General features: G+C 38.9%; 7 protein-coding genes, 2 tRNA genes and 6 rRNA genes. 12 read left to right on the top strand and 3 right to left on the bottom strand.

Going from position 1 to position 21,251, the window contains the following annotated elements; translation table 11 throughout:
* The first annotated feature begins 103 nt into the window (after positions 1-103).
* From HW276_RS00075 to HW276_RS00040, 8 genes are all read left to right on the top strand, one after another.
* The gene (locus tag HW276_RS00075) at positions 104-1,135 is read left to right on the top strand and encodes an RnfABCDGE type electron transport complex subunit D (RefSeq protein WP_178936925.1); all 1,032 of its coding nucleotides are present in this window, start codon (positions 104-106) and stop codon (positions 1,133-1,135) included.
* Between the two features lie 19 nt (positions 1,136-1,154).
* Positions 1,155-4,295 (top strand): transcription-repair coupling factor, encoded by a 3,141-nt coding sequence (gene mfd, locus HW276_RS00070; protein ID WP_178936923.1) that lies wholly within the window; start codon positions 1,155-1,157, stop codon positions 4,293-4,295.
* Positions 4,296-4,404: 109 nt separating this feature from the next.
* Positions 4,405-6,327 (top strand): tRNA uridine-5-carboxymethylaminomethyl(34) synthesis enzyme MnmG, encoded by a 1,923-nt coding sequence (gene mnmG, locus HW276_RS00065; protein WP_178936921.1) that lies wholly within the window; start codon positions 4,405-4,407, stop codon positions 6,325-6,327.
* Positions 6,328-6,355: 28 nt separating this feature from the next.
* Complete coding sequence (rsmG, locus tag HW276_RS00060; protein WP_147004508.1) at positions 6,356-7,066, top strand: 16S rRNA (guanine(527)-N(7))-methyltransferase RsmG; 711 nt, start codon at positions 6,356-6,358, stop codon at positions 7,064-7,066.
* 213 nt (positions 7,067-7,279) lie between these two features.
* A 16S ribosomal RNA gene (locus HW276_RS00055) occupies positions 7,280-8,791 on the top strand.
* A 113-nt stretch (positions 8,792-8,904) separates the two neighbouring features.
* A 23S ribosomal RNA gene (locus HW276_RS00050) occupies positions 8,905-11,807 on the top strand.
* Between the two features lie 59 nt (positions 11,808-11,866).
* Positions 11,867-11,979: ribosomal RNA gene (gene rrf / locus HW276_RS00045) — 5S ribosomal RNA — on the top strand.
* The 16S, 23S and 5S rRNA genes sit together here with 1 tRNA gene alongside, the layout of an rRNA operon.
* Before the next feature lie 16 nt (positions 11,980-11,995).
* Positions 11,996-12,072 (top strand) — tRNA-Asn (locus HW276_RS00040).
* Between the two features lie 219 nt (positions 12,073-12,291).
* On the opposite strand, the gene HW276_RS00035 is transcribed toward HW276_RS00040, so the two are convergent.
* The 3 genes from HW276_RS00035 to HW276_RS00025 form a co-directional block, all read right to left on the bottom strand.
* On the bottom strand, positions 12,292-13,680 hold the full coding sequence (locus HW276_RS00035; protein ID WP_018499469.1) for a glycogen synthase: 1,389 nt from the start codon (positions 13,678-13,680) through the stop codon (positions 12,292-12,294).
* A 46-nt stretch (positions 13,681-13,726) separates the two neighbouring features.
* Positions 13,727-14,980, bottom strand: a complete 1,254-nt coding sequence (locus HW276_RS00030; protein ID WP_147004507.1) for a glucose-1-phosphate adenylyltransferase — start codon at positions 14,978-14,980, stop codon at positions 13,727-13,729.
* A 356-nt stretch (positions 14,981-15,336) separates the two neighbouring features.
* The gene (locus HW276_RS00025; protein WP_147004506.1) at positions 15,337-15,714 is read right to left on the bottom strand and encodes a hypothetical protein; all 378 of its coding nucleotides are present in this window, start codon (positions 15,712-15,714) and stop codon (positions 15,337-15,339) included.
* A gap of 680 nt (positions 15,715-16,394) precedes the next feature.
* Here HW276_RS00025 and HW276_RS00020 point away from each other — a divergent pair.
* The 4 genes from HW276_RS00020 to HW276_RS00005 all read left to right on the top strand — a co-directional run bounded on the left by HW276_RS00020 (position 16,395) and on the right by HW276_RS00005 (position 21,187).
* Positions 16,395-17,906, top strand: a 16S ribosomal RNA gene (locus tag HW276_RS00020).
* A 113-nt stretch (positions 17,907-18,019) separates the two neighbouring features.
* A 23S ribosomal RNA gene (locus HW276_RS00015) occupies positions 18,020-20,922 on the top strand.
* Between the two features lie 59 nt (positions 20,923-20,981).
* A 5S ribosomal RNA gene (rrf, locus tag HW276_RS00010) occupies positions 20,982-21,094 on the top strand.
* A 16-nt stretch (positions 21,095-21,110) separates the two neighbouring features.
* Positions 21,111-21,187 (top strand) — tRNA-Asn (locus HW276_RS00005).
* The last annotated feature ends 64 nt before the right edge of the window (positions 21,188-21,251 follow it).

Here is a 21,251-nt window from a genome sequence, read left to right as displayed (position 1 = left end):
CCTTGTTGAAACAAAAAAGTTAGATTGTCAAATATTTAGAGAGTAGAAAATGATCTTAAATTAGAAAAACAAACTATAAAAGGAAAGGTAGTGAAATTTTAATATGTTTAGAAGTAAAAGAAGGGAATTGCAGGAAAATATAGCAAAAACGAATATAGATATTTTAATATCCCTGATTCCAATGCTGCTTGCTGCATTTTTAGTTTACCAGGTAACGCCTATTTTGGTAATATTGTCGGCAGTTGTTGCATCAGAATTGGCAGAAGTGATATTTTCATTATTAATACAAAGAAAAAAAGAAACTTTAAAGGATTTGTCGGGAATAGTAATAGGGGCTTTGACAGGACTGGCACTTGCTCCATTTACACCGCTTTATGTAGCGGCATTTGCAGGGGCAATGGCAACATTGTTTGGGAAAGTTATATATGGAGAAACAGAAAAGAAAATATTTAATCCAGTAATTTTAGGAAAGTTATTTGTATTGACATTTTTTCCGGCTGTACTTGCTTCAAATTCTGCAGCATGGGCTAATCCTGAAGTTTTAAATATTTCTGAAAGTACTTCATTGCCCTCTTTAATTTTAACAGATAGAGGGATAATTGGGGAACTTTCGATAATTGCAATGGTTTTAGGAGCCATATATTTGCTTTTTAGATCAAAAATAACATGGCATATACCTGTATCGTTTTTTGTTACAATTTTCTTTGGGTATTACATTGCTTCAAATCAAAATATTAATGTGGCTACTTCACTTGGAGAAGTGATTTTTATGGGAGTTTTTGTATTGACAGATACTTTTACTACTCCACAGCATGGTTTTGGGAAGGTATTTTTTGGATTTCTTGCTGGAGTTTCAACAATTATATTCTGGTTTATGGGAATCCAGGCAGAAGCGATTATCTATTCTGTATTAATATTAAATCCTTTTACAAGACCAATAAATACAATTTATAAACCAAATGTATTCGGAGTTGAAACAGTTTCATTTGCTGAAATAATACAAGGACTTGGTCTTGCAATTTTGATAATAGCGCTTGTTTTTGCTGTTTCATATTTGCACACTTTAGGATTTGTGCCATATATTGTTTATATTTACATAGTTTATGGAATATGGAGATTGTATAACAACAGATAGAAAAATAGGAAGGTTTTATATGAACTTTAATTTAAGTTTTTTAAATAAATTAAAAAATAAAGAAAAAGATATTTTACAATCTGAAAATAATTTTTACCGCGGTGCAATTCCGTGGTTTTTATTATGTTCGGAAAAGAAAAAGATAATTTATATTTCCACATCCAATAGAAATTTGGAAAATTATTATTCAATGCTTGAAAATTATTATGAAATGTCTGAAAATCAAGAAAATATTTTGAAAAAAATTTTTAAAAATAATAAAAAAATAATTGATATTTTTGAAAATATTTCACAAAATAAGGAAGATATTACAGGAATAAATATAAGATTGCTAGATATTTTAAAAAATCAGGAGCAGTTTATTTTATTTGTAAATTTACAGATTACTTTAGATGTTTTTTTTGAAAAGGTTAAGTTTCTTTCATTTGAAATTGGAAAAGAATACAGTTTTCCACAAATTTTGGATTTTCTTGTGGAAAATGGATATGAAAATTCGTATTTGATTGAGAAAAAAGGGCAATATAGCAGACGTGGGGATATTCTTGACATTTTTCCGCCAGATTTGGAAAATCCCGTGAGATTGGAGTTCTTTGGGGATGAATTGGAAAGCATTAGGTTTTTTGATATTGACAGTCAGATTTCTGTGGAAAAAATAAAGAAAATTAAGATTTTTGGAAATTTGCTTTCTGGAAATAATTATGAGCTGATTGAGCTAATTGATGAATTAAAGGCGAAAGATATTACGATTGTTATTGAAAATGAAGAACTTTTAGATTATAAAATGGAAGAATTTATACTGCTGGATAGAAATCGGGAGGAAGTTTATCGGAAAAGGTATGAAAATCTAAAGAAGAAAAGTATTTTTGTACAGACTAAAAATTTTTCGCAGGAGCAGGTTGAAACTTTTAGAGATAAAAATAGGCTTGAAAAATTGTCAAAAACTGAAAACGTCTATATTTTTACAAATAATTATGAAAAAAAATTGGCTGAATACGGTAAAATTTTAACTGAAAAGGAAAATAATCTGGAAATTGAAAAATATGAGCTGTTTGAAGGATTTATTTTTAATGAAAATAAAAATAATAAAAATAATTTTCTTGTGCTGACAGATAGGGAACTTGACGGATATATTTATGAGCGGAAGAAAAAAACAAATAAAGCTGTAAAATATAAGAAAGTCAATCAAATAATCGAAGGCGACTATGTAATTCACGTTCAGTACGGTGTTGGAATTTACAAGGGAATTCAGACGATAGATGAGCGGGATTACCTGAAAATTAAGTATGCTGATGAGGATATTTTGTATATTCCTGTGGAAAAGATGGACAGGCTGGAAAAATATGTGTCAAATGATATAGAACCGCAGTTATTTAGGCTGGGGACACGTGGGTTTAAACGGAAAAGGAAGAAAATTGAAGAGGATATTCAGAAATTTGCGGCGGAACTTATTAAAATACAGGCAAGAAGGCAAAGCCAGAATGGTTTTGTATATCAGAAGGATACTGTGTGGCAGGAGGACTTTGAAGCGAACTTTCCGTTTGAGGAAACAGAAGATCAGAAAAATGCCATAAATGATGTGAAAAAGGATATGGAAAGTCCACAAATAATGGACAGGATTGTCTGTGGAGATGTTGGATACGGGAAAACTGAAGTTGCAATGAGAGCCGCATTTAAAGCAATTGACAATGGAAAGCAGGTTGTTATGGTGGCTCCGACTACAGTGCTTGCAGAACAGCATTTTGAACGGTTTAAGAGAAGATTTGAAAATTATCCGATTACGATTGAGAATTTGTCAAGACTTACAAAAAATAAGTCAAAGGAAATTTTGAAGAACTTAAAAAGCGGAATTATTGACTTAGTTATTGGAACTCACAGGATTTTAAGCGATGATGTTCAGTTTAACAATTTAGGGCTTCTGATTATTGATGAAGAGCAGAAATTTGGTGTAAAAGCCAAGGAAAAACTGAAGGCACGGCGGGAAAAGCTGGATGTGCTAACATTAACTGCAACTCCGATTCCACGTACATTAAACCTTGCGATGCTTGGAATTCGTGAAATTTCCATAATTGACACGCCTCCGACAAATCGGCTTCCCATTATAACAGAAGTTCTAGATTGGGATGAGGAAACAATAAAAATGGCAATTTTACGTGAATTGTCACGTGACGGGCAAGTTTTTTATATTTATAACGATGTAAAAAATATGAAGGAAAAATTGAAGGAACTAAAGGAAATGCTGCCTGACTTTGTAAAAATCGAATTTATAAATGGACAGCTTCCGCCAAAGGAAATTAAAGATAAATTACTACGTTTTGAAAATGGGCAGTTTGATATTTTAATTGCTTCTACAATTATTGAAAATGGAATTGATGTGGGAAATGCCAATACAATTCTTATTGAAAACTTTACTGGACTAGGATTATCGCAGGTGTATCAGCTGAAAGGGCGTGTAGGGCGTAGCAACAGGCAAGGATACTGCTATTTATTAAAAACGAGAAATATTACAAAGCAGGGGCGGCAAAAGGAAGAAAGTATGCTAAAAGTGGAAGGGGTAAAATCAGGCGGTTTTCAAATTTCGATGGAAGACTTGAAAATACGTGGCGCTGGGGAGATTTTGGGAGATAAGCAGCATGGAATGATTGAAACTTTTGGCTATGACTTGTATATAAAAATGTTAAATGAGGAAATTCGTAGGCAAAAGGGCAAATTTGTGGAAAAAATTGAAAATGTAGAAATTATTCTGGATGAGAGAGGATTTATTCCTGAAACGTATATTGAAAAGGATGAAAGGTTAAATATCTATAAGCGGTTTGCAATGCTTGAAACAAATGAGGAATTGGCTGAATTGCTTGATGAAGTGATAGATAGGTTTGGAAAAATTCCAGAACAGATGAAAAAATTCATTTTAAGCATTAAATTAAAATTATTTGCTGAAAAACATAAAATTCAGAGAATTCTTGAAACAAGAAATCATTTTGAACTATATTTTTTAGAAAACGCACAAGAAGAACGAGCAGAATTAAGTGAAAAAATGGAAATGAAAAAAGTCGTAAAAATTATTAATTCAACAGTTTTAACAGAAAAAAATAAAAAAGAAGATATTGCTGATAATTTTGTTATAATGAAAGTTAAGAAAAATGAGTTTATAAAAAATCTGTAAAAATATCACATTGAAAAAAACAAAATATTAATATATAATGGATTATGTAAGTATACTTAAAATCGAAAGGAGAATGTAATTTTAAAATAAAAAAATTACATATTATATAATGAGAAATTATGATGTAATTGTAGTTGGTGCTGGACATGCGGGAAATGAAGCAGCTTTGGCATCGGCAAGATTAGGATTGAAAACGGCAATTTTTACGATAACGCTTGATAATATAGGGGTTATGTCCTGCAATCCATCGGTAGGAGGACCTGCAAAAAGTCATCTGGCTAAGGAAGTTGATGCTTTAGGTGGAGAAATTGGACGAAATATGGACAAAAGTTTTGTGCAGATGAGAATTTTAAATACAAAGAAAGGACCGGCAGTTCGTTCGTTGAGAGCTCAGGCAGATAGAAAAATTTATGCAAGAGAGATGAAAAGAACAATAGAACATCAGGAAAATCTTGATACTATACAGGATATTGTTACGGAATTGATTGTTGATGAAATTGAAATTGTTGAAAATGGTTCTAAAAGAATAGAAAAAGTTGTAAAGGGAATAAAAACTAAAACTGGAATGGAATTTTTTGCAAAAGCAGTTGTGCTTGCAACAGGAACATTTTTGAGAGGGCTTTTGTATATTGGAGATAAACGTGTAAAAGGCGGAAGAATGGGAGAATTATCTGCTGATGATTTGACAAGTTCACTAAAGTCATTAGGATTAAAAATGGGAAGATTTAAAACAGGAACTCCTCCAAGACTTGATATTAGAACGTTAAATCTTGAAAAACTTGAAGAGCAGCCTGGAATAACAGGAGTTCCATTAAAATTTTCAATGAGAACTCCAAATAGCGAAATTTTGGAAAAACCCCAATTATCTTGCTATTTAACAAGAACAAATGAAACAACACATAAAATAATACTTGATAATTTAGACAAAGCACCAATGTATAACGGAAGTATAAGCAGCACAGGACCAAGATATTGTCCGTCAATTGAAGACAAAGTTGTAAAATTTAACGATAAAGATAGCCATCATTTATTTTTAGAGCCAGAAGGCTTTGAAACAGCGGAAGTTTACATAAGCGGACTTTCTACAAGCTATCCTGCCAGTTTGCAGCAAAAAATTGTAAATACAATTAATGGACTTGAAAATGCCCATATAATGCGATATGGATATGCTGTGGAATATGATATTATAGATCCAAGCGAACTTGATTACACACTTGAAACAAGAAAAGTAAAAGGGCTTTATCTGGCTGGGCAAGTTAATGGTACAAGCGGTTATGAAGAAGCGGCTGCACAAGGAATTATTGCTGGAATTAATGCAGCTCTTAAAATAAAAGGAGAAGAACCGTTTATTTTGGATAGAGAAAGCTCTTATATCGGAACGATGATAGATGATTTGATAAACAAAGAATTATTTGAGCCATATAGAATGTTTACAGCAAGATCCGAATTCCGCCTTATTTTACGTGAAGACAATGCTGACATCAGGCTTTCTGAAAAGGCATATAAAATCGGACTTTTGGATAAAAAATATTATGACATTGTGCAGGAAAAGAAAAAAAATGTCAAAGAAACTATGGAGAAACTGGAAAATATAAAATTAGGAACTAGCAACGAAAGACTCGTGGAAATTCTTGACAAATATAATGAAAGTCTAAAGAGCGGTACTACATTAAAAGAAATTTTGCGTCGTCCAAAAGTGACATATCAAGATATAAAGTACATTGCTGAAATTATTGAAAATGCACCAAATTTAAGTTTTGATGCTGAAACTGAATATCAGATTGAAGTTCAGACAAAATACGAAGGCTATATCGCCAAAGCAATGCAAATTATGGAAAAACAGCATAAACTTGATGACAAAAAAATTCCTAAAGATTTTGATTATGAAAAAATGAAGGGAATTACGAGAGAAGCGAAACAACGTTTGAAGGAAAATCAGCCGTATAACGTTGGGCAAGCATCTAGGATGTCTGGAGTAACACCAGCAGATATCTCAGTATTGTTGATGTATCTGGATGGAGTTTTAAAATAAAATGAAAAATAGAAATTAGGAGAAAAAATTGGAAAATATTGATTTTAAAGAATATTTTATAAGTTTACTTGAAAAATCAGAAATTAAAGTGGAAAATGAAAAAATTGGAAAGATGATGAAATTTTTAGAACTTTTATATAAAAAAAATCAAGTCATGAATTTGACAGCAATTAGAGATAAAAAAGGAATGTTGGAAAAACACTTTGTAGATTCATTATTTTTAACAAAAGTTATAAATGATAATGAAAAATCATTTATTGATGTTGGGACAGGTGCAGGATTTCCAGGACTTGTACTTGCTATTTATTACCCAGAAAGAAATTTTTTATTAGTTGATTCAGTTAGAAAAAAAATAGACTTTATAAATGAAGTAATAAAAGAATTAAATTTAAAAAATGTAAATACAAGTTTTGAACGTTCTGAAGAGTTAATAAAAAATAACCGTGAAATCTATGATGTTGCACTTTGTCGAGGAGTGGCCAATCTAAGAATAATTTTAGAATACATGATTCCATTTATAAAAGTAAATGGCCGTTTTCTGCCACAAAAATTAAATTTAAACGAAATAGAAGAATCTAAAAAGGCTTTAAAAATTTTAAATGCAAAAATAAATAATATTTTTGAATTTAAATTGCCAGAAAATGAAGATAAAAGAATAATATTAGAAATTTTAAAATTAAAAAAGACAAGTGAAAAATACCCAAGAAAAACTGGGATACCAGCAAAAAAACCACTATAATTTTTAAGCCATTTAAAAAATTTTCAAAAAAGTAGTTGACAAACATTTTCTTTTATGATAATATATATCTTGTCGATACGAAAATGTATCAACGGACAATAGAGATATTAATAATGTAAAGAAGCAATTAAGTGTATAATCAATAAAGTCAAGTATCTTGAAAAAGATAACGTCAAGACTAATTAGGTGAAATTTAAATATATGTGTATATATTGAATGAAGAGTTTGATCCTGGCTCAGGATGAACGCTGACAGAATGCTTAACACATGCAAGTCTTTGGCGAAGCTGTGCTTGCACAGCCTAGCCAAGGCGGACGGGTGAGTAACGCGTAAGGAACTTGCCCTGCAGTCAGGGATAACAGACGGAAACGACTGATAAGACCTGGTAAAGTCAGGCGGACTCATGTCCAGCCTGATGAAAAGAGATGCTGCAGGAGAGCCTTGCGTCCTATTAGCTTGTTGGTGGGGTAACGGCCCACCAAGGCGATGATAGGTAGCCGGCCTGAGAGGGTGGACGGCCACAAGGGGACTGAGATACGGCCCTTACTCCTACGGGAGGCAGCAGTGGGGAATATTGGACAATGGGGGCAACCCTGATCCAGCAATTCTGTGTGCACGATGAAGGTTTTCGGATTGTAAAGTGCTTTCAGCAGGGAAGAAAAAAATGACGGTACCTGCAGAAGAAGCGACGGCTAAATACGTGCCAGCAGCCGCGGTAATACGTATGTCGCAAGCGTTATCCGGAATTATTGGGCATAAAGGGCATCTAGGCGGCCAGATAAGTCTGGGGTGAAAACTTGCGGCTCAACCGCAAGCCTGCCCTGGAAACTATGTGGCTAGAGTACTGGAGAGGTGGACGGAACTGCACGAGTAGAGGTGAAATTCGTAGATATGTGCAGGAATGCCGATGATGAAGATAGTTCACTGGACGGTAACTGACGCTGAAGTGCGAAAGCTAGGGGAGCAAACAGGATTAGATACCCTGGTAGTCCTAGCTGTAAACGATGATTACTGGGTGTGGGCATGAAGAGTGTCCGTGCCGAAGCTAATGCGATAAGTAATCCGCCTGGGGAGTACGGCCGCAAGGCTGAAACTCAAAGGAATTGACGGGGACCCGCACAAGCGGTGGAGCATGTGGTTTAATTCGACGCAACGCGAGGAACCTTACCAGATCTTGACATCCTGCGAAGGCCTGCGAGAGCAGGCTGTGCCTCCGGGAACGCAGAGACAGGTGGTGCATGGCTGTCGACAGCTCGTGTCGTGAGATGTTGGGTTAAGTCCCGCAACGAGCGCAACCCCTATTGCTAGTTGCCATCATTAGGTTGGGAACTCTAGCAAGACTGCCTGCGAAGAGCAGGAGGAAGGTGGGGATGACGTCAAGTCATCATGCCCCTTATGATCTGGGCTACACACGTGCTACAATGGCCGGTACAGAGAGCCGCAAGGCGGCAACGCCAAGCCAATCTTTAAAGCCGGTCCAAGTTCGGATTGAAGTCTGCAACTCGACTTCATGAAGCTGGAATCGCTAGTAATCGCAGATCAGCAATGCTGCGGTGAATACGTTCTCGGGTCTTGTACACACCGCCCGTCACACCACGAGAGTTGTCTGCACCTGAAGCTGCCGGTCCAACCGCAAGGAGGAAAGCATCTAAGGTGTGGATAGTGATTGGGGTGAAGTCGTAACAAGGTATCCGTACCGGAAGGTGCGGATGGATCACCTCCTTTCTAAGGAGAAACAGGCACTGCTTCTTTATATATCTTTATAACTGTTAGGACAATGGGAAATGAATAGTAGGTAAAAGATTATAACTAAACTAGAGTAAAAAGTTATTCTGGATATAAAAGCTAATAAGGGCACACGGAGGATGCCTAGGCAGCAACAGCCGATGAAGGACGTGATAAGCTGCGATAAGCCGGGAGAAGATGCACATAATCATTGATCCCCGGATTTCCGAATGGGTAAACCTGCATGCCTGGAGGGCATGCGTGAAAACGGCAAGCCTGCGAACTGAAACATCTAAGTAGCAGGAGGAAAAGAAAGTAAAAACGATTCCCCAAGTAGCGGCGAGCGAACAGGGAAAAGCCTAAACCGTGCCAGTGTCAAGCGGACAGCGTTGCTGGCACGGGGTTGCGGGACTTCCATTAACGGATTGTCATAATGTTTAATCTGTATATGTGTAAGTGGAACCAGTTGGGAAGCTGGACCGAAGAAGGTGAAAGTCCTGTAGAACATAAAGCATATGTGGAGACTGGAAGCACCCGAGTAGCGTCAGGCACGAGGAATCTGGCGTGAATCAGCGTGGACCAAATCACGTAAGGCTAAATACTGTTGTTGACCGATAGTGAAGAGTACCGTGAGGGAAAGGTGAAAAGAACCCTGAGCAAGGGAGTGAAACAGAATTTGAAACCGTGTGCTTACAAACGGTAGGAGCACTTTATGTGTGACTGCGTGGATTTTGGTTAATCATCCTGCGAGTTATGGCTGGTGGCAAGGTTAATAGACGGAGCCGAAGGGAAACCAAGTCTTAATAGGGCGTCAAGTCGCCAGTCATAGACGCGAAACCTAGTGATCTAGGCCTGTCCAGGCTGAAGCTGAGGTAAGACTCAGTGGAGGGCCGAACTCACCGCCGTTGAAAAGTTGGGAGATGAGATAGGTCTAGGGGTGAAAAGCCAATCGAACTAGGAGATAGCTCGTTCTCTCCGAAATGCATTTAGGTGCAGCCTTGAACTGAGATATGTGGGGGTAGAGCTCTGTATGATCTAGGGGGCGTACTGCTTACCGAAATCAAGCAAACTGCGAATACCATATATCATGTTCAGGAGTGAGTCCGTGGATGACAAGGTCCTCGGACGAGAGGGGAACAGCCCAGACCGCCAGCTAAGGTCCCTAATTATGTCTAAGTGGGAAAGGAGGTGGACATTCATAGACAACCAGGAGGTTGGCTTAGAAGCAGCCATGCCTTGAAAGAGTGCGTAATAGCTCACTGGTCGAGAGTGCCTGCGCCGAAGATGTAACGGGGCTAAGACATAAACCGAAGCTGCGGAAGATACACCGTATCTTGGTAGGAGAGCGTTCTGTAGGCCGTCGAAGGGATGCCGCAAGGCCGTCCTGGAGGTATCAGAAGCGAGAATGCAGGAATGAGTAGCGAGAAGGCGGGCGAGAATCCCGCCGGCCGGAAGTCCAAGGTTTCCAGGGGAAGGCTTGTCCGCCCTGGGGAAGTCGGGACCTAAGCATAAGCAAAATTGTGATGGCGAATGGAAAACAGGTTAATATTCCTGTACCGCTGTTATCGCTTGAGAGACGGAGTGACGCAGGAAGGTATGCGAGAAGGCTGACGGTTTAGCCTTTCTAAGGGCCCAGCGTGGGCGTGCAGGTAAATCCGCACGCCTAAACGTGAGACCTGACGGGGAAGTGCATTTGCATAAGTCGCAGATCCTACACTGCCAAGAAAAACTTCTATCGATGAGAAGCAGCGCCCGTACTGTAAACCGACACAGGTGGACAGAGTGAGAAACTTAAGGCCGACAGGATAACTCTAGCTAAGGAACTCTGCAAAATAGCCCCGTAACTTCGGGAGAAGGGGTGCCTGACATACCTGAAGGAGAGAAACGCTCCCAGGGGAAACAGGCCGCAGTGAAGAGTCTCAAGCAACTGTTTACCAAAAACACAGGTCTATGCTAAGCTGAAAGGCGACGTATATGGGCTGACACCTGCCCAGTGCCGGAAGGTTAAGAGGAGGAGTGAGAGCTCCGATTTGAAGCCCCGGTGAACGGCGGCCGTAACTATAACGGTCCTAAGGTAGCGAAATTCCTTGTCGGGTAAGTTCCGACCTGCACGAATGGTGAAATGATTTGAGAGCTGTCTTGGCTGGAGACCTGGTGAAGTTGTAATGCCGGTGAAGATACCGGCTACCTGCAGTAGGACGGAAAGACCCCGTGGAGCTTTACTGTAGCTTGGCATTGGGTTCTGGCAATGTGTGTATAGGATAGTTGGGAGACTGTGATGTGATGGCGTCAGCCATTGCTGAGTCGCTGTTGGAATACCAACCATATGCTGTCGGAATTCTAATCTGGCAACGGAGACAGTGCTAGGTGGGCAGTTTGACTGGGGCGGTCGCCTCCCAAAGAGTAACGGAGGCGTTCAAAGGTTCCCTCAGGCTGGATGGAAATCAGCCTAAGAGTGCAAACGCATAAGGGAGCTTGACTGCAAGACTGACGGGTCGAGCAGGTACGAAAGTAGGAGTTAGTGATCCGGCGGTTCCGTATGGAAGGACCGTCGCTCAACGGATAAAAGCTACCCCGGGGATAACAGGCTGATACTTCCCAAGAGTCCATATCGACGGAAGTGTTTGGCACCTCGATGTCGGCTCGTCTCATCCTGGGGCTGGAGAAGGTCCCAAGGGTTGGGCTGTTCGCCCATTAAAGAGGCACGCGAGCTGGGTTCAGAACGTCGTGAGACAGTTCGGTCCCTATCCACTGCAGGCGCCTGAATATTGAAAAGATCTGACCTTAGTACGAGAGGACCGGGTTGGACAGACCTCTGATGTATCAGTTGTCACGCCAGTGGCATGGCTGAGTAGTCACGTCTGGTACGGATAACCGCTGAAAGCATCTAAGCGGGAAGCCGGCTTTGAGATGAATATTCGTAGTATCCATAGAGAACATATGGTCGATAGGCTAGGGGTGTAAGTGCAGCAATGCATTTAGCTGACTAGTACTAATATTACGTCTGCTTTTAAGATAATCTTTTGCTGCTGCTATTTATTTCTCATTGTCTTAATGGACAGTATATATATCTAGTTTGGTGATGATAACGACAGGGATACACCCGGAAACATTTCGAACCCGGCAGTTAAGTCTGTTAGTGCCTAAAATACTTGGATTCGTCCTGGGAAGATAGGTAGTTGCCAAACTTTTTTAAATATGTGTGTCTCCGTAGCTCAGCCGGTTAGAGCATCTGACTGTTAATCAGAGGGTCGTTGGTTCGAGTCCAACCGGGGACGCCATTTTTTTATTTGCAGAATTGAATTTATTTTTGTCATGTCATATTCTCCTTAGCGGAGTTTTTTTTATTTATAGCTTTAAAACTGAACTCAAAAGTTATGATAATTTTACTCAAACCCTGAATCTATGGTTTAATTTTAAATAGGTCTGAATACAATAAAAAAATGGAGTTTAACAATATTGCTTTACTCCATTTTTTGTATAAATTTGATTTTTTATAATTAATAAGATTTAGCTAATTCATAAAGTTTTTCATATTCTTTTGCAGATCTATCCCAAGAAAAATCTAAATCCATATTTCTTTTAACTAATTTTTCCCAAATGTCAGGTCTATCATAATAAATTCCTTCTGCAACTTTTATTGTAAATAACATGTCATCTGCATTAAAGTTTGTGAATGAGAATCCATTTCCTTCATCTGTAAAGATGTTATAAGGTTTGACAGAATCTTTTAATCCACCAGTTTCCCTTACGATTGGGATAGTTCCAAATCTCATTGCAATCATTTGACTAAGTCCACAAGGTTCATATCTTGAAGGCATTAAAAACATGTCACTTCCAGCATAAATTTCATTCGCAAGCTGTCCATTGTAACCAAGATAAACTTTGAATTTATCAGGATATTTCCAAGCTAGATGGTTATAATAGTCTTCGTAAAATTTATCTCCACTTCCTAAAATTACAATTTGGACTGCATCATATTGCAGTAGATTTTCAAGAGCTGCAGATACTAGATCCAATCCCTTTCCTTCAACAAGTCTTGAAATTATTGAAATTAGAGCAACATCTGATTTTGGAAGTCCTAATTTTTCTTGTAATAAGTATTTATTTTCTCGTTTTTTATCTAAAGATTCTTTATTAAAGTGAATTATCCCTTTTGTTGTTTCAGGGTTAAATACATCTGTATCTATTCCGTTTAAAATACCATGAATATATTTTCTGTTTGTGATCCATTCAAGCCCTTCACCAAAATATGCATATTTTATTTCTTCAGCATAAGTCGGACTTACTGTATTTACTACATCACCATATCCTATTCCGATTTCCATGAAGTTTAGATCATTTCTATCATCCATATAATATCCCATTCTTTCAAATGAATATTTAGAGAATCTACCTTGATACATTAGATTGTGAATTGAATAAACAGTTCTCATGTCCCAGTAAAACGGATCATAATTATATCTGACATTTAAAAAATATGGAACTGGACCAGTTTGCCAGTCATTACAGTGTAAAATATCAGCCTGTAAATTAATTTCCTTTAAGAATCTGAGTGCCAATTCTGAAAACATCGCATATTGAACATCTTGGTCAAAATCTCCATAAACATGTCCTCTTTCATATAATGCTTTATTTTCAATAAAATAATAATTTATTTTGTCATCAGGATATCTTACCAAATTAAATACATCTCCGTGACTCTCAAGTCTTGCAACCCATTCTAGTTTTTCAAGATACTTTAATGGTATTATGTCATATTTAGGCATTATTATAGAAACTTCATGTCCCAATTCCTGCATTTTTTTAGGCAATGCACCAAGAACATCGGCTAATCCACCAGATTTATAAAACGGAGCCACTTCAGATGCCAAATATACAATTTTCAAATTAATCACTCCTTATTAAAAAAATTTCTTATATTAAACAATTAGATTACCATTTAATAGTTTCTCCTGGTTCTATTAATCTATTGTCATCATGTACTTTTACTCCAGCAAAAATTCTTACATTTTTACCAACAATTGATCCATCAGGTATAACTACACCTTTTCCAATAACTGTAATTCCTGAAGATAATAAATCTGGACGTTCCTTATTTGGAATATTTGCATTTCCATTTCCTATAAATGAATTTTTACCAATATATGTCTTTTTATCGGCAATAATAGTATCTAAGTGAGAATTTTCATCTACATAAGTTCCAGAAAAAATTATACTATTTCTAACAGTTGCCCCTTTTCTAACAGTAACACCTGGTCCTAATACTGAATTTTCAACACTTCCTTCAATTTTACATCCATTACAGATTAATGAATTTTGAACACTTCCTGTAACTCCAATTCTTACTGGCGCTAAGTCTTCACTTCTTGTATAAATTTTCCATCCTTGGTCGTACAAGTTAATTCCAACTTCTTCAGATTTTTTGATTAAGTCTAAATTTGCTTCCAAGTATGAATCATAAGTTCCTACATCTTTCCAATAACTGTCATAAGTGTGAACATAAACTTTTCTATCTTCTTGAATCATTGAAGGAATAACATGTTTTCCAAAATCTAAATCGCTATTTTCTAATTTTTCAAGATATTCTAATAAAGAATCAGTGTTGAAAATATAAATTCCCATTGAAGCTAAATTACTTTTTGGTTCTGCAGGTTTTTCTTCAAAGTTTAATATTTTTTTATCTTTATCAACTTCAAAAATACCAAATCTGCTTGCTTCTTCAATAGGTACAGGTTGTACAGCTATTGTCAATTCAGCATCATTTTCTTCATGTTCCTTTAACATCCATCTGTAATCCATTTTGTAAATATGATCTCCAGATAAAATTAATACATATTTAGGATTTTTATTTTTAATAAAGTCAATATTTTGTCTAATCGCATCGGCAGTTCCTTGATACCAAGAATTGCCACCAAGTTTTTCATGTGGCTGTAACATTGTAATGCTAGAATCTCTTCTGTCAAAATCCCAAGGTTTTCCAGAACCAATATGTTCATTTAATGATAATGGCAAATATTGAGTAAGTAATGCAACATCGTAAATACCTGAATTTGAACAGTTACTAAGTGCAAAATCTATTATTCTAAATTTTCCAGCAAAAGGAACACTTGGTTTAACTCTTTTTTCTGATAGAATGTCAAGTCTTGAACCTCTTCCACCAGCTAAAATCATAGCTAAAACTTTCATATAAATACCTCCATTTTTATTCTTTACAATTAAAGTATACCCCTATTTTTAAAAAAATCAAATTATTTTTAAAAAAATTTTTATATCTGATTTTTACAAGATAAAATCTATCAAAACTGGAGATTATTTAAATAAAAATGATGTACTATGTTATTTTAAAATATTAAATTTCATAAAAAAATAAAAATTATATTTTATTTATTCTCTCACAAAAAATATTAAATACTTAAAAATGAGAGTGTAAATTTTTTGTGAAATTGTAGTAGTAAATCTACAGTTCTTGATAAATAAGAATTTCAAGAAATTTTATTTCTTTAATATTTTTTTACACTCTCAAAAAATAAATTTATTATATTTTATAAGTTTAACTCTTTTATTTTAATAACTCCCAAAATTTTCTCAATAAGTTCTTCAAAAATAATATTTTTTTCTTTTTCATTATTATGTAAAATTAGAAAATATAAATCAGTATAAAATTCCTTTTTTACTCCATTTATAGAAAAATGCCCGCATTTTATTTTCTTTTTATTTTTTAAAACAAGTATTCTTCCTTTATTATCATCAGCTTTAGAAAAATAAATTCCAAATGTCAGATTATCAAATTGAACTTTTTTAATATTCTTGTCTTTAATTTCTTCCTTTTTCAAATAAAAATTTTTACACATCTCATTGTTCAATTTTTCAATATTTTCATTATCTGTAAAATAAATAAAATCCTTCAATATTTTTTCCATAATTTAATCCCTCCATTTTTTAATTCTTTTTTATTAATTTAAATATTCAATTTTGAATCAATATTCAGTATTTCTCAGATCACCTCTCTTTTCTATAAATACCTAAATATTTTCTCAAATAATCTTAATTAAACAGATAAATTAATTTAAAGTATTGTATCATAATATATCAAAAAATATTAGAGTATATTTTATTTTTTATTAAATCCTATTTAAAGCACTAATGACAAAGGATTCTTAACAACAATTAATATTAAAATAAAATTAAAGAAAAACTTAAAAAGTGGATTGAAGTCTTTAAACAAAGGAAATAATTGATCTTATATTATTAAAAAAACATAAAATTAATTTTTGATTAATTATTTTAAAAAAATAAAACAATATAGTATCAATAGTGTATTGATAGTAATATAATAAGGAAAAAATGGGATTCAAAACTTGTATAACTAATATAATGCAAGAATAAAATTGAGAAAATTTGAAAAAAATTTCAAAAAAGTAGTTGACAAACATTTTCTTTTATGATAATATATATCTTGTCGATACGAAAATGTATCAACGGACAATAGAGATATTAATAATGTAAAGAAGCAATTAAGTGTATAATCAACAAAGTCAAGTATCTTGAAAAAGATAACGTCAAGACTAATTAGGTGAAATTTAAATATATGTCTATATATTGAATGAAGAGTTTGATCCTGGCTCAGGATGAACGCTGACAGAATGCTTAACACATGCAAGTCTTTGGCGAAGCTGTGCTTGCACAGCCTAGCCAAGGCGGACGGGTGAGTAACGCGTAAGGAACTTGCCCTGCAGTCAGGGATAACAGACGGAAACGACTGATAAGACCTGGTAAAGTCAGGCGGACTCATGTCCAGCCTGATGAAAAGAGATGCTGCAGGAGAGCCTTGCGTCCTATTAGCTTGTTGGTGGGGTAACGGCCCACCAAGGCGATGATAGGTAGCCGGCCTGAGAGGGTGGACGGCCACAAGGGGACTGAGATACGGCCCTTACTCCTACGGGAGGCAGCAGTGGGGAATATTGGACAATGGGGGCAACCCTGATCCAGCAATTCTGTGTGCACGATGAAGGTTTTCGGATTGTAAAGTGCTTTCAGCAGGGAAGAAAAAAATGACGGTACCTGCAGAAGAAGCGACGGCTAAATACGTGCCAGCAGCCGCGGTAATACGTATGTCGCAAGCGTTATCCGGAATTATTGGGCATAAAGGGCATCTAGGCGGCCAGATAAGTCTGGGGTGAAAACTTGCGGCTCAACCGCAAGCCTGCCCTGGAAACTATGTGGCTAGAGTACTGGAGAGGTGGACGGAACTGCACGAGTAGAGGTGAAATTCGTAGATATGTGCAGGAATGCCGATGATGAAGATAGTTCACTGGACGGTAACTGACGCTGAAGTGCGAAAGCTAGGGGAGCAAACAGGATTAGATACCCTGGTAGTCCTAGCTGTAAACGATGATTACTGGGTGTGGGCATGAAGAGTGTCCGTGCCGAAGCTAATGCGATAAGTAATCCGCCTGGGGAGTACGGCCGCAAGGCTGAAACTCAAAGGAATTGACGGGGACCCGCACAAGCGGTGGAGCATGTGGTTTAATTCGACGCAACGCGAGGAACCTTACCAGATCTTGACATCCTGCGAAGGCCTGCGAGAGCAGGCTGTGCCTCCGGGAACGCAGAGACAGGTGGTGCATGGCTGTCGACAGCTCGTGTCGTGAGATGTTGGGTTAAGTCCCGCAACGAGCGCAACCCCTATTGCTAGTTGCCATCATTAGGTTGGGAACTCTAGCAAGACTGCCTGCGAAGAGCAGGAGGAAGGTGGGGATGACGTCAAGTCATCATGCCCCTTATGATCTGGGCTACACACGTGCTACAATGGCCGGTACAGAGAGCCGCAAGGCGGCAACGCCAAGCCAATCTTTAAAGCCGGTCCAAGTTCGGATTGAAGTCTGCAACTCGACTTCATGAAGCTGGAATCGCTAGTAATCGCAGATCAGCAATGCTGCGGTGAATACGTTCTCGGGTCTTGTACACACCGCCCGTCACACCACGAGAGTTGTCTGCACCTGAAGCTGCCGGTCCAACCGCAAGGAGGAAAGCATCTAAGGTGTGGATAGTGATTGGGGTGAAGTCGTAACAAGGTATCCGTACCGGAAGGTGCGGATGGATCACCTCCTTTCTAAGGAGAAACAGGCACTGCTTCTTTATATATCTTTATAACTGTTAGGACAATGGGAAATGAATAGTAGGTAAAAGATTATAACTAAACTAGAGTAAAAAGTTATTCTGGATATAAAAGCTAATAAGGGCACACGGAGGATGCCTAGGCAGCAACAGCCGATGAAGGACGTGATAAGCTGCGATAAGCCGGGAGAAGATGCACATAATCATTGATCCCCGGATTTCCGAATGGGTAAACCTGCATGCCTGGAGGGCATGCGTGAAAACGGCAAGCCTGCGAACTGAAACATCTAAGTAGCAGGAGGAAAAGAAAGTAAAAACGATTCCCCAAGTAGCGGCGAGCGAACAGGGAAAAGCCTAAACCGTGCCAGTGTCAAGCGGACAGCGTTGCTGGCACGGGGTTGCGGGACTTCCATTAACGGATTGTCATAATGTTTAATCTGTATATGTGTAAGTGGAACCAGTTGGGAAGCTGGACCGAAGAAGGTGAAAGTCCTGTAGAACATAAAGCATATGTGGAGACTGGAAGCACCCGAGTAGCGTCAGGCACGAGGAATCTGGCGTGAATCAGCGTGGACCAAATCACGTAAGGCTAAATACTGTTGTTGACCGATAGTGAAGAGTACCGTGAGGGAAAGGTGAAAAGAACCCTGAGCAAGGGAGTGAAACAGAATTTGAAACCGTGTGCTTACAAACGGTAGGAGCACTTTATGTGTGACTGCGTGGATTTTGGTTAATCATCCTGCGAGTTATGGCTGGTGGCAAGGTTAATAGACGGAGCCGAAGGGAAACCAAGTCTTAATAGGGCGTCAAGTCGCCAGTCATAGACGCGAAACCTAGTGATCTAGGCCTGTCCAGGCTGAAGCTGAGGTAAGACTCAGTGGAGGGCCGAACTCACCGCCGTTGAAAAGTTGGGAGATGAGATAGGTCTAGGGGTGAAAAGCCAATCGAACTAGGAGATAGCTCGTTCTCTCCGAAATGCATTTAGGTGCAGCCTTGAACTGAGATATGTGGGGGTAGAGCTCTGTATGATCTAGGGGGCGTACTGCTTACCGAAATCAAGCAAACTGCGAATACCATATATCATGTTCAGGAGTGAGTCCGTGGATGACAAGGTCCTCGGACGAGAGGGGAACAGCCCAGACCGCCAGCTAAGGTCCCTAATTATGTCTAAGTGGGAAAGGAGGTGGACATTCATAGACAACCAGGAGGTTGGCTTAGAAGCAGCCATGCCTTGAAAGAGTGCGTAATAGCTCACTGGTCGAGAGTGCCTGCGCCGAAGATGTAACGGGGCTAAGACATAAACCGAAGCTGCGGAAGATACACCGTATCTTGGTAGGAGAGCGTTCTGTAGGCCGTCGAAGGGATGCCGCAAGGCCGTCCTGGAGGTATCAGAAGCGAGAATGCAGGAATGAGTAGCGAGAAGGCGGGCGAGAATCCCGCCGGCCGGAAGTCCAAGGTTTCCAGGGGAAGGCTTGTCCGCCCTGGGGAAGTCGGGACCTAAGCATAAGCAAAATTGTGATGGCGAATGGAAAACAGGTTAATATTCCTGTACCGCTGTTATCGCTTGAGAGACGGAGTGACGCAGGAAGGTATGCGAGAAGGCTGACGGTTTAGCCTTTCTAAGGGCCCAGCGTGGGCGTGCAGGTAAATCCGCACGCCTAAACGTGAGACCTGACGGGGAAGTGCATTTGCATAAGTCGCAGATCCTACACTGCCAAGAAAAACTTCTATCGATGAGAAGCAGCGCCCGTACTGTAAACCGACACAGGTGGACAGAGTGAGAAACTTAAGGCCGACAGGATAACTCTAGCTAAGGAACTCTGCAAAATAGCCCCGTAACTTCGGGAGAAGGGGTGCCTGACATACCTGAAGGAGAGAAGCGCTCCCAGGGGAAACAGGCCGCAGTGAAGAGTCTCAAGCAACTGTTTACCAAAAACACAGGTCTATGCTAAGCTGAAAGGCGATGTATATGGGCTGACACCTGCCCAGTGCCGGAAGGTTAAGAGGAGGAGTGAGAGCTCCGATTTGAAGCCCCGGTGAACGGCGGCCGTAACTATAACGGTCCTAAGGTAGCGAAATTCCTTGTCGGGTAAGTTCCGACCTGCACGAATGGTGAAATGATTTGAGAGCTGTCTTGGCTGGAGACCTGGTGAAGTTGTAATGCCGGTGAAGATACCGGCTACCTGCAGTAGGACGGAAAGACCCCGTGGAGCTTTACTGTAGCTTGGCATTGGGTTCTGGCAATGTGTGTATAGGATAGTTGGGAGACTGTGATGTGATGGCGTCAGCCATTGCTGAGTCGCTGTTGGAATACCAACCATATGCTGTCGGAATTCTAATCTGGCAACGGAGACAGTGCTAGGTGGGCAGTTTGACTGGGGCGGTCGCCTCCCAAAGAGTAACGGAGGCGTTCAAAGGTTCCCTCAGGCTGGATGGAAATCAGCCTAAGAGTGCAAACGCATAAGGGAGCTTGACTGCAAGACTGACGGGTCGAGCAGGTACGAAAGTAGGAGTTAGTGATCCGGCGGTTCCGTATGGAAGGACCGTCGCTCAACGGATAAAAGCTACCCCGGGGATAACAGGCTGATACTTCCCAAGAGTCCATATCGACGGAAGTGTTTGGCACCTCGATGTCGGCTCGTCTCATCCTGGGGCTGGAGAAGGTCCCAAGGGTTGGGCTGTTCGCCCATTAAAGAGGCACGCGAGCTGGGTTCAGAACGTCGTGAGACAGTTCGGTCCCTATCCACTGCAGGCGCCTGAATATTGAAAAGATCTGACCTTAGTACGAGAGGACCGGGTTGGACAGACCTCTGATGTATCAGTTGTCACGCCAGTGGCATGGCTGAGTAGTCACGTCTGGTACGGATAACCGCTGAAAGCATCTAAGCGGGAAGCCGGCTTTGAGATGAATATTCGTAGTATCCATAGAGAACATATGGTCGATAGGCTAGGGGTGCAAGTGCAGCAATGCATTTAGCTGACTAGTACTAATATTACGTCTGCTTTTAAGATAATCTTTTGCTGCTGCTATTTATTTCTCATTGTCTTAATGGACAGTATATATATCTAGTTTGGTGATGATAACGACAGGGATACACCCGGAAACATTTCGAACCCGGCAGTTAAGTCTGTTAGTGCCTAAAATACTTGGATTCGTCCTGGGAAGATAGGTAGTTGCCAAACCTTTTTAAATATGTGTGTCTCCGTAGCTCAGCCGGTTAGAGCATCTGACTGTTAATCAGAGGGTCGTTGGTTCGAGTCCAACCGGGGACGCCATTTTTTTATTTGCAGAATTGAATTTATTTTTGTCATGTCGTATTCTCCTTAGCGGAGTTTTTTT

It is taken from the genome of Leptotrichia sp. oral taxon 417, assembly GCF_013394865.1.
Lineage (GTDB): Bacteria > Fusobacteriota > Fusobacteriia > Fusobacteriales > Leptotrichiaceae > Leptotrichia > Leptotrichia wadei_A.
Note: the sequence above shows the minus strand (reverse complement) of the source record. Positions and strands in the feature narration are given on the sequence as shown.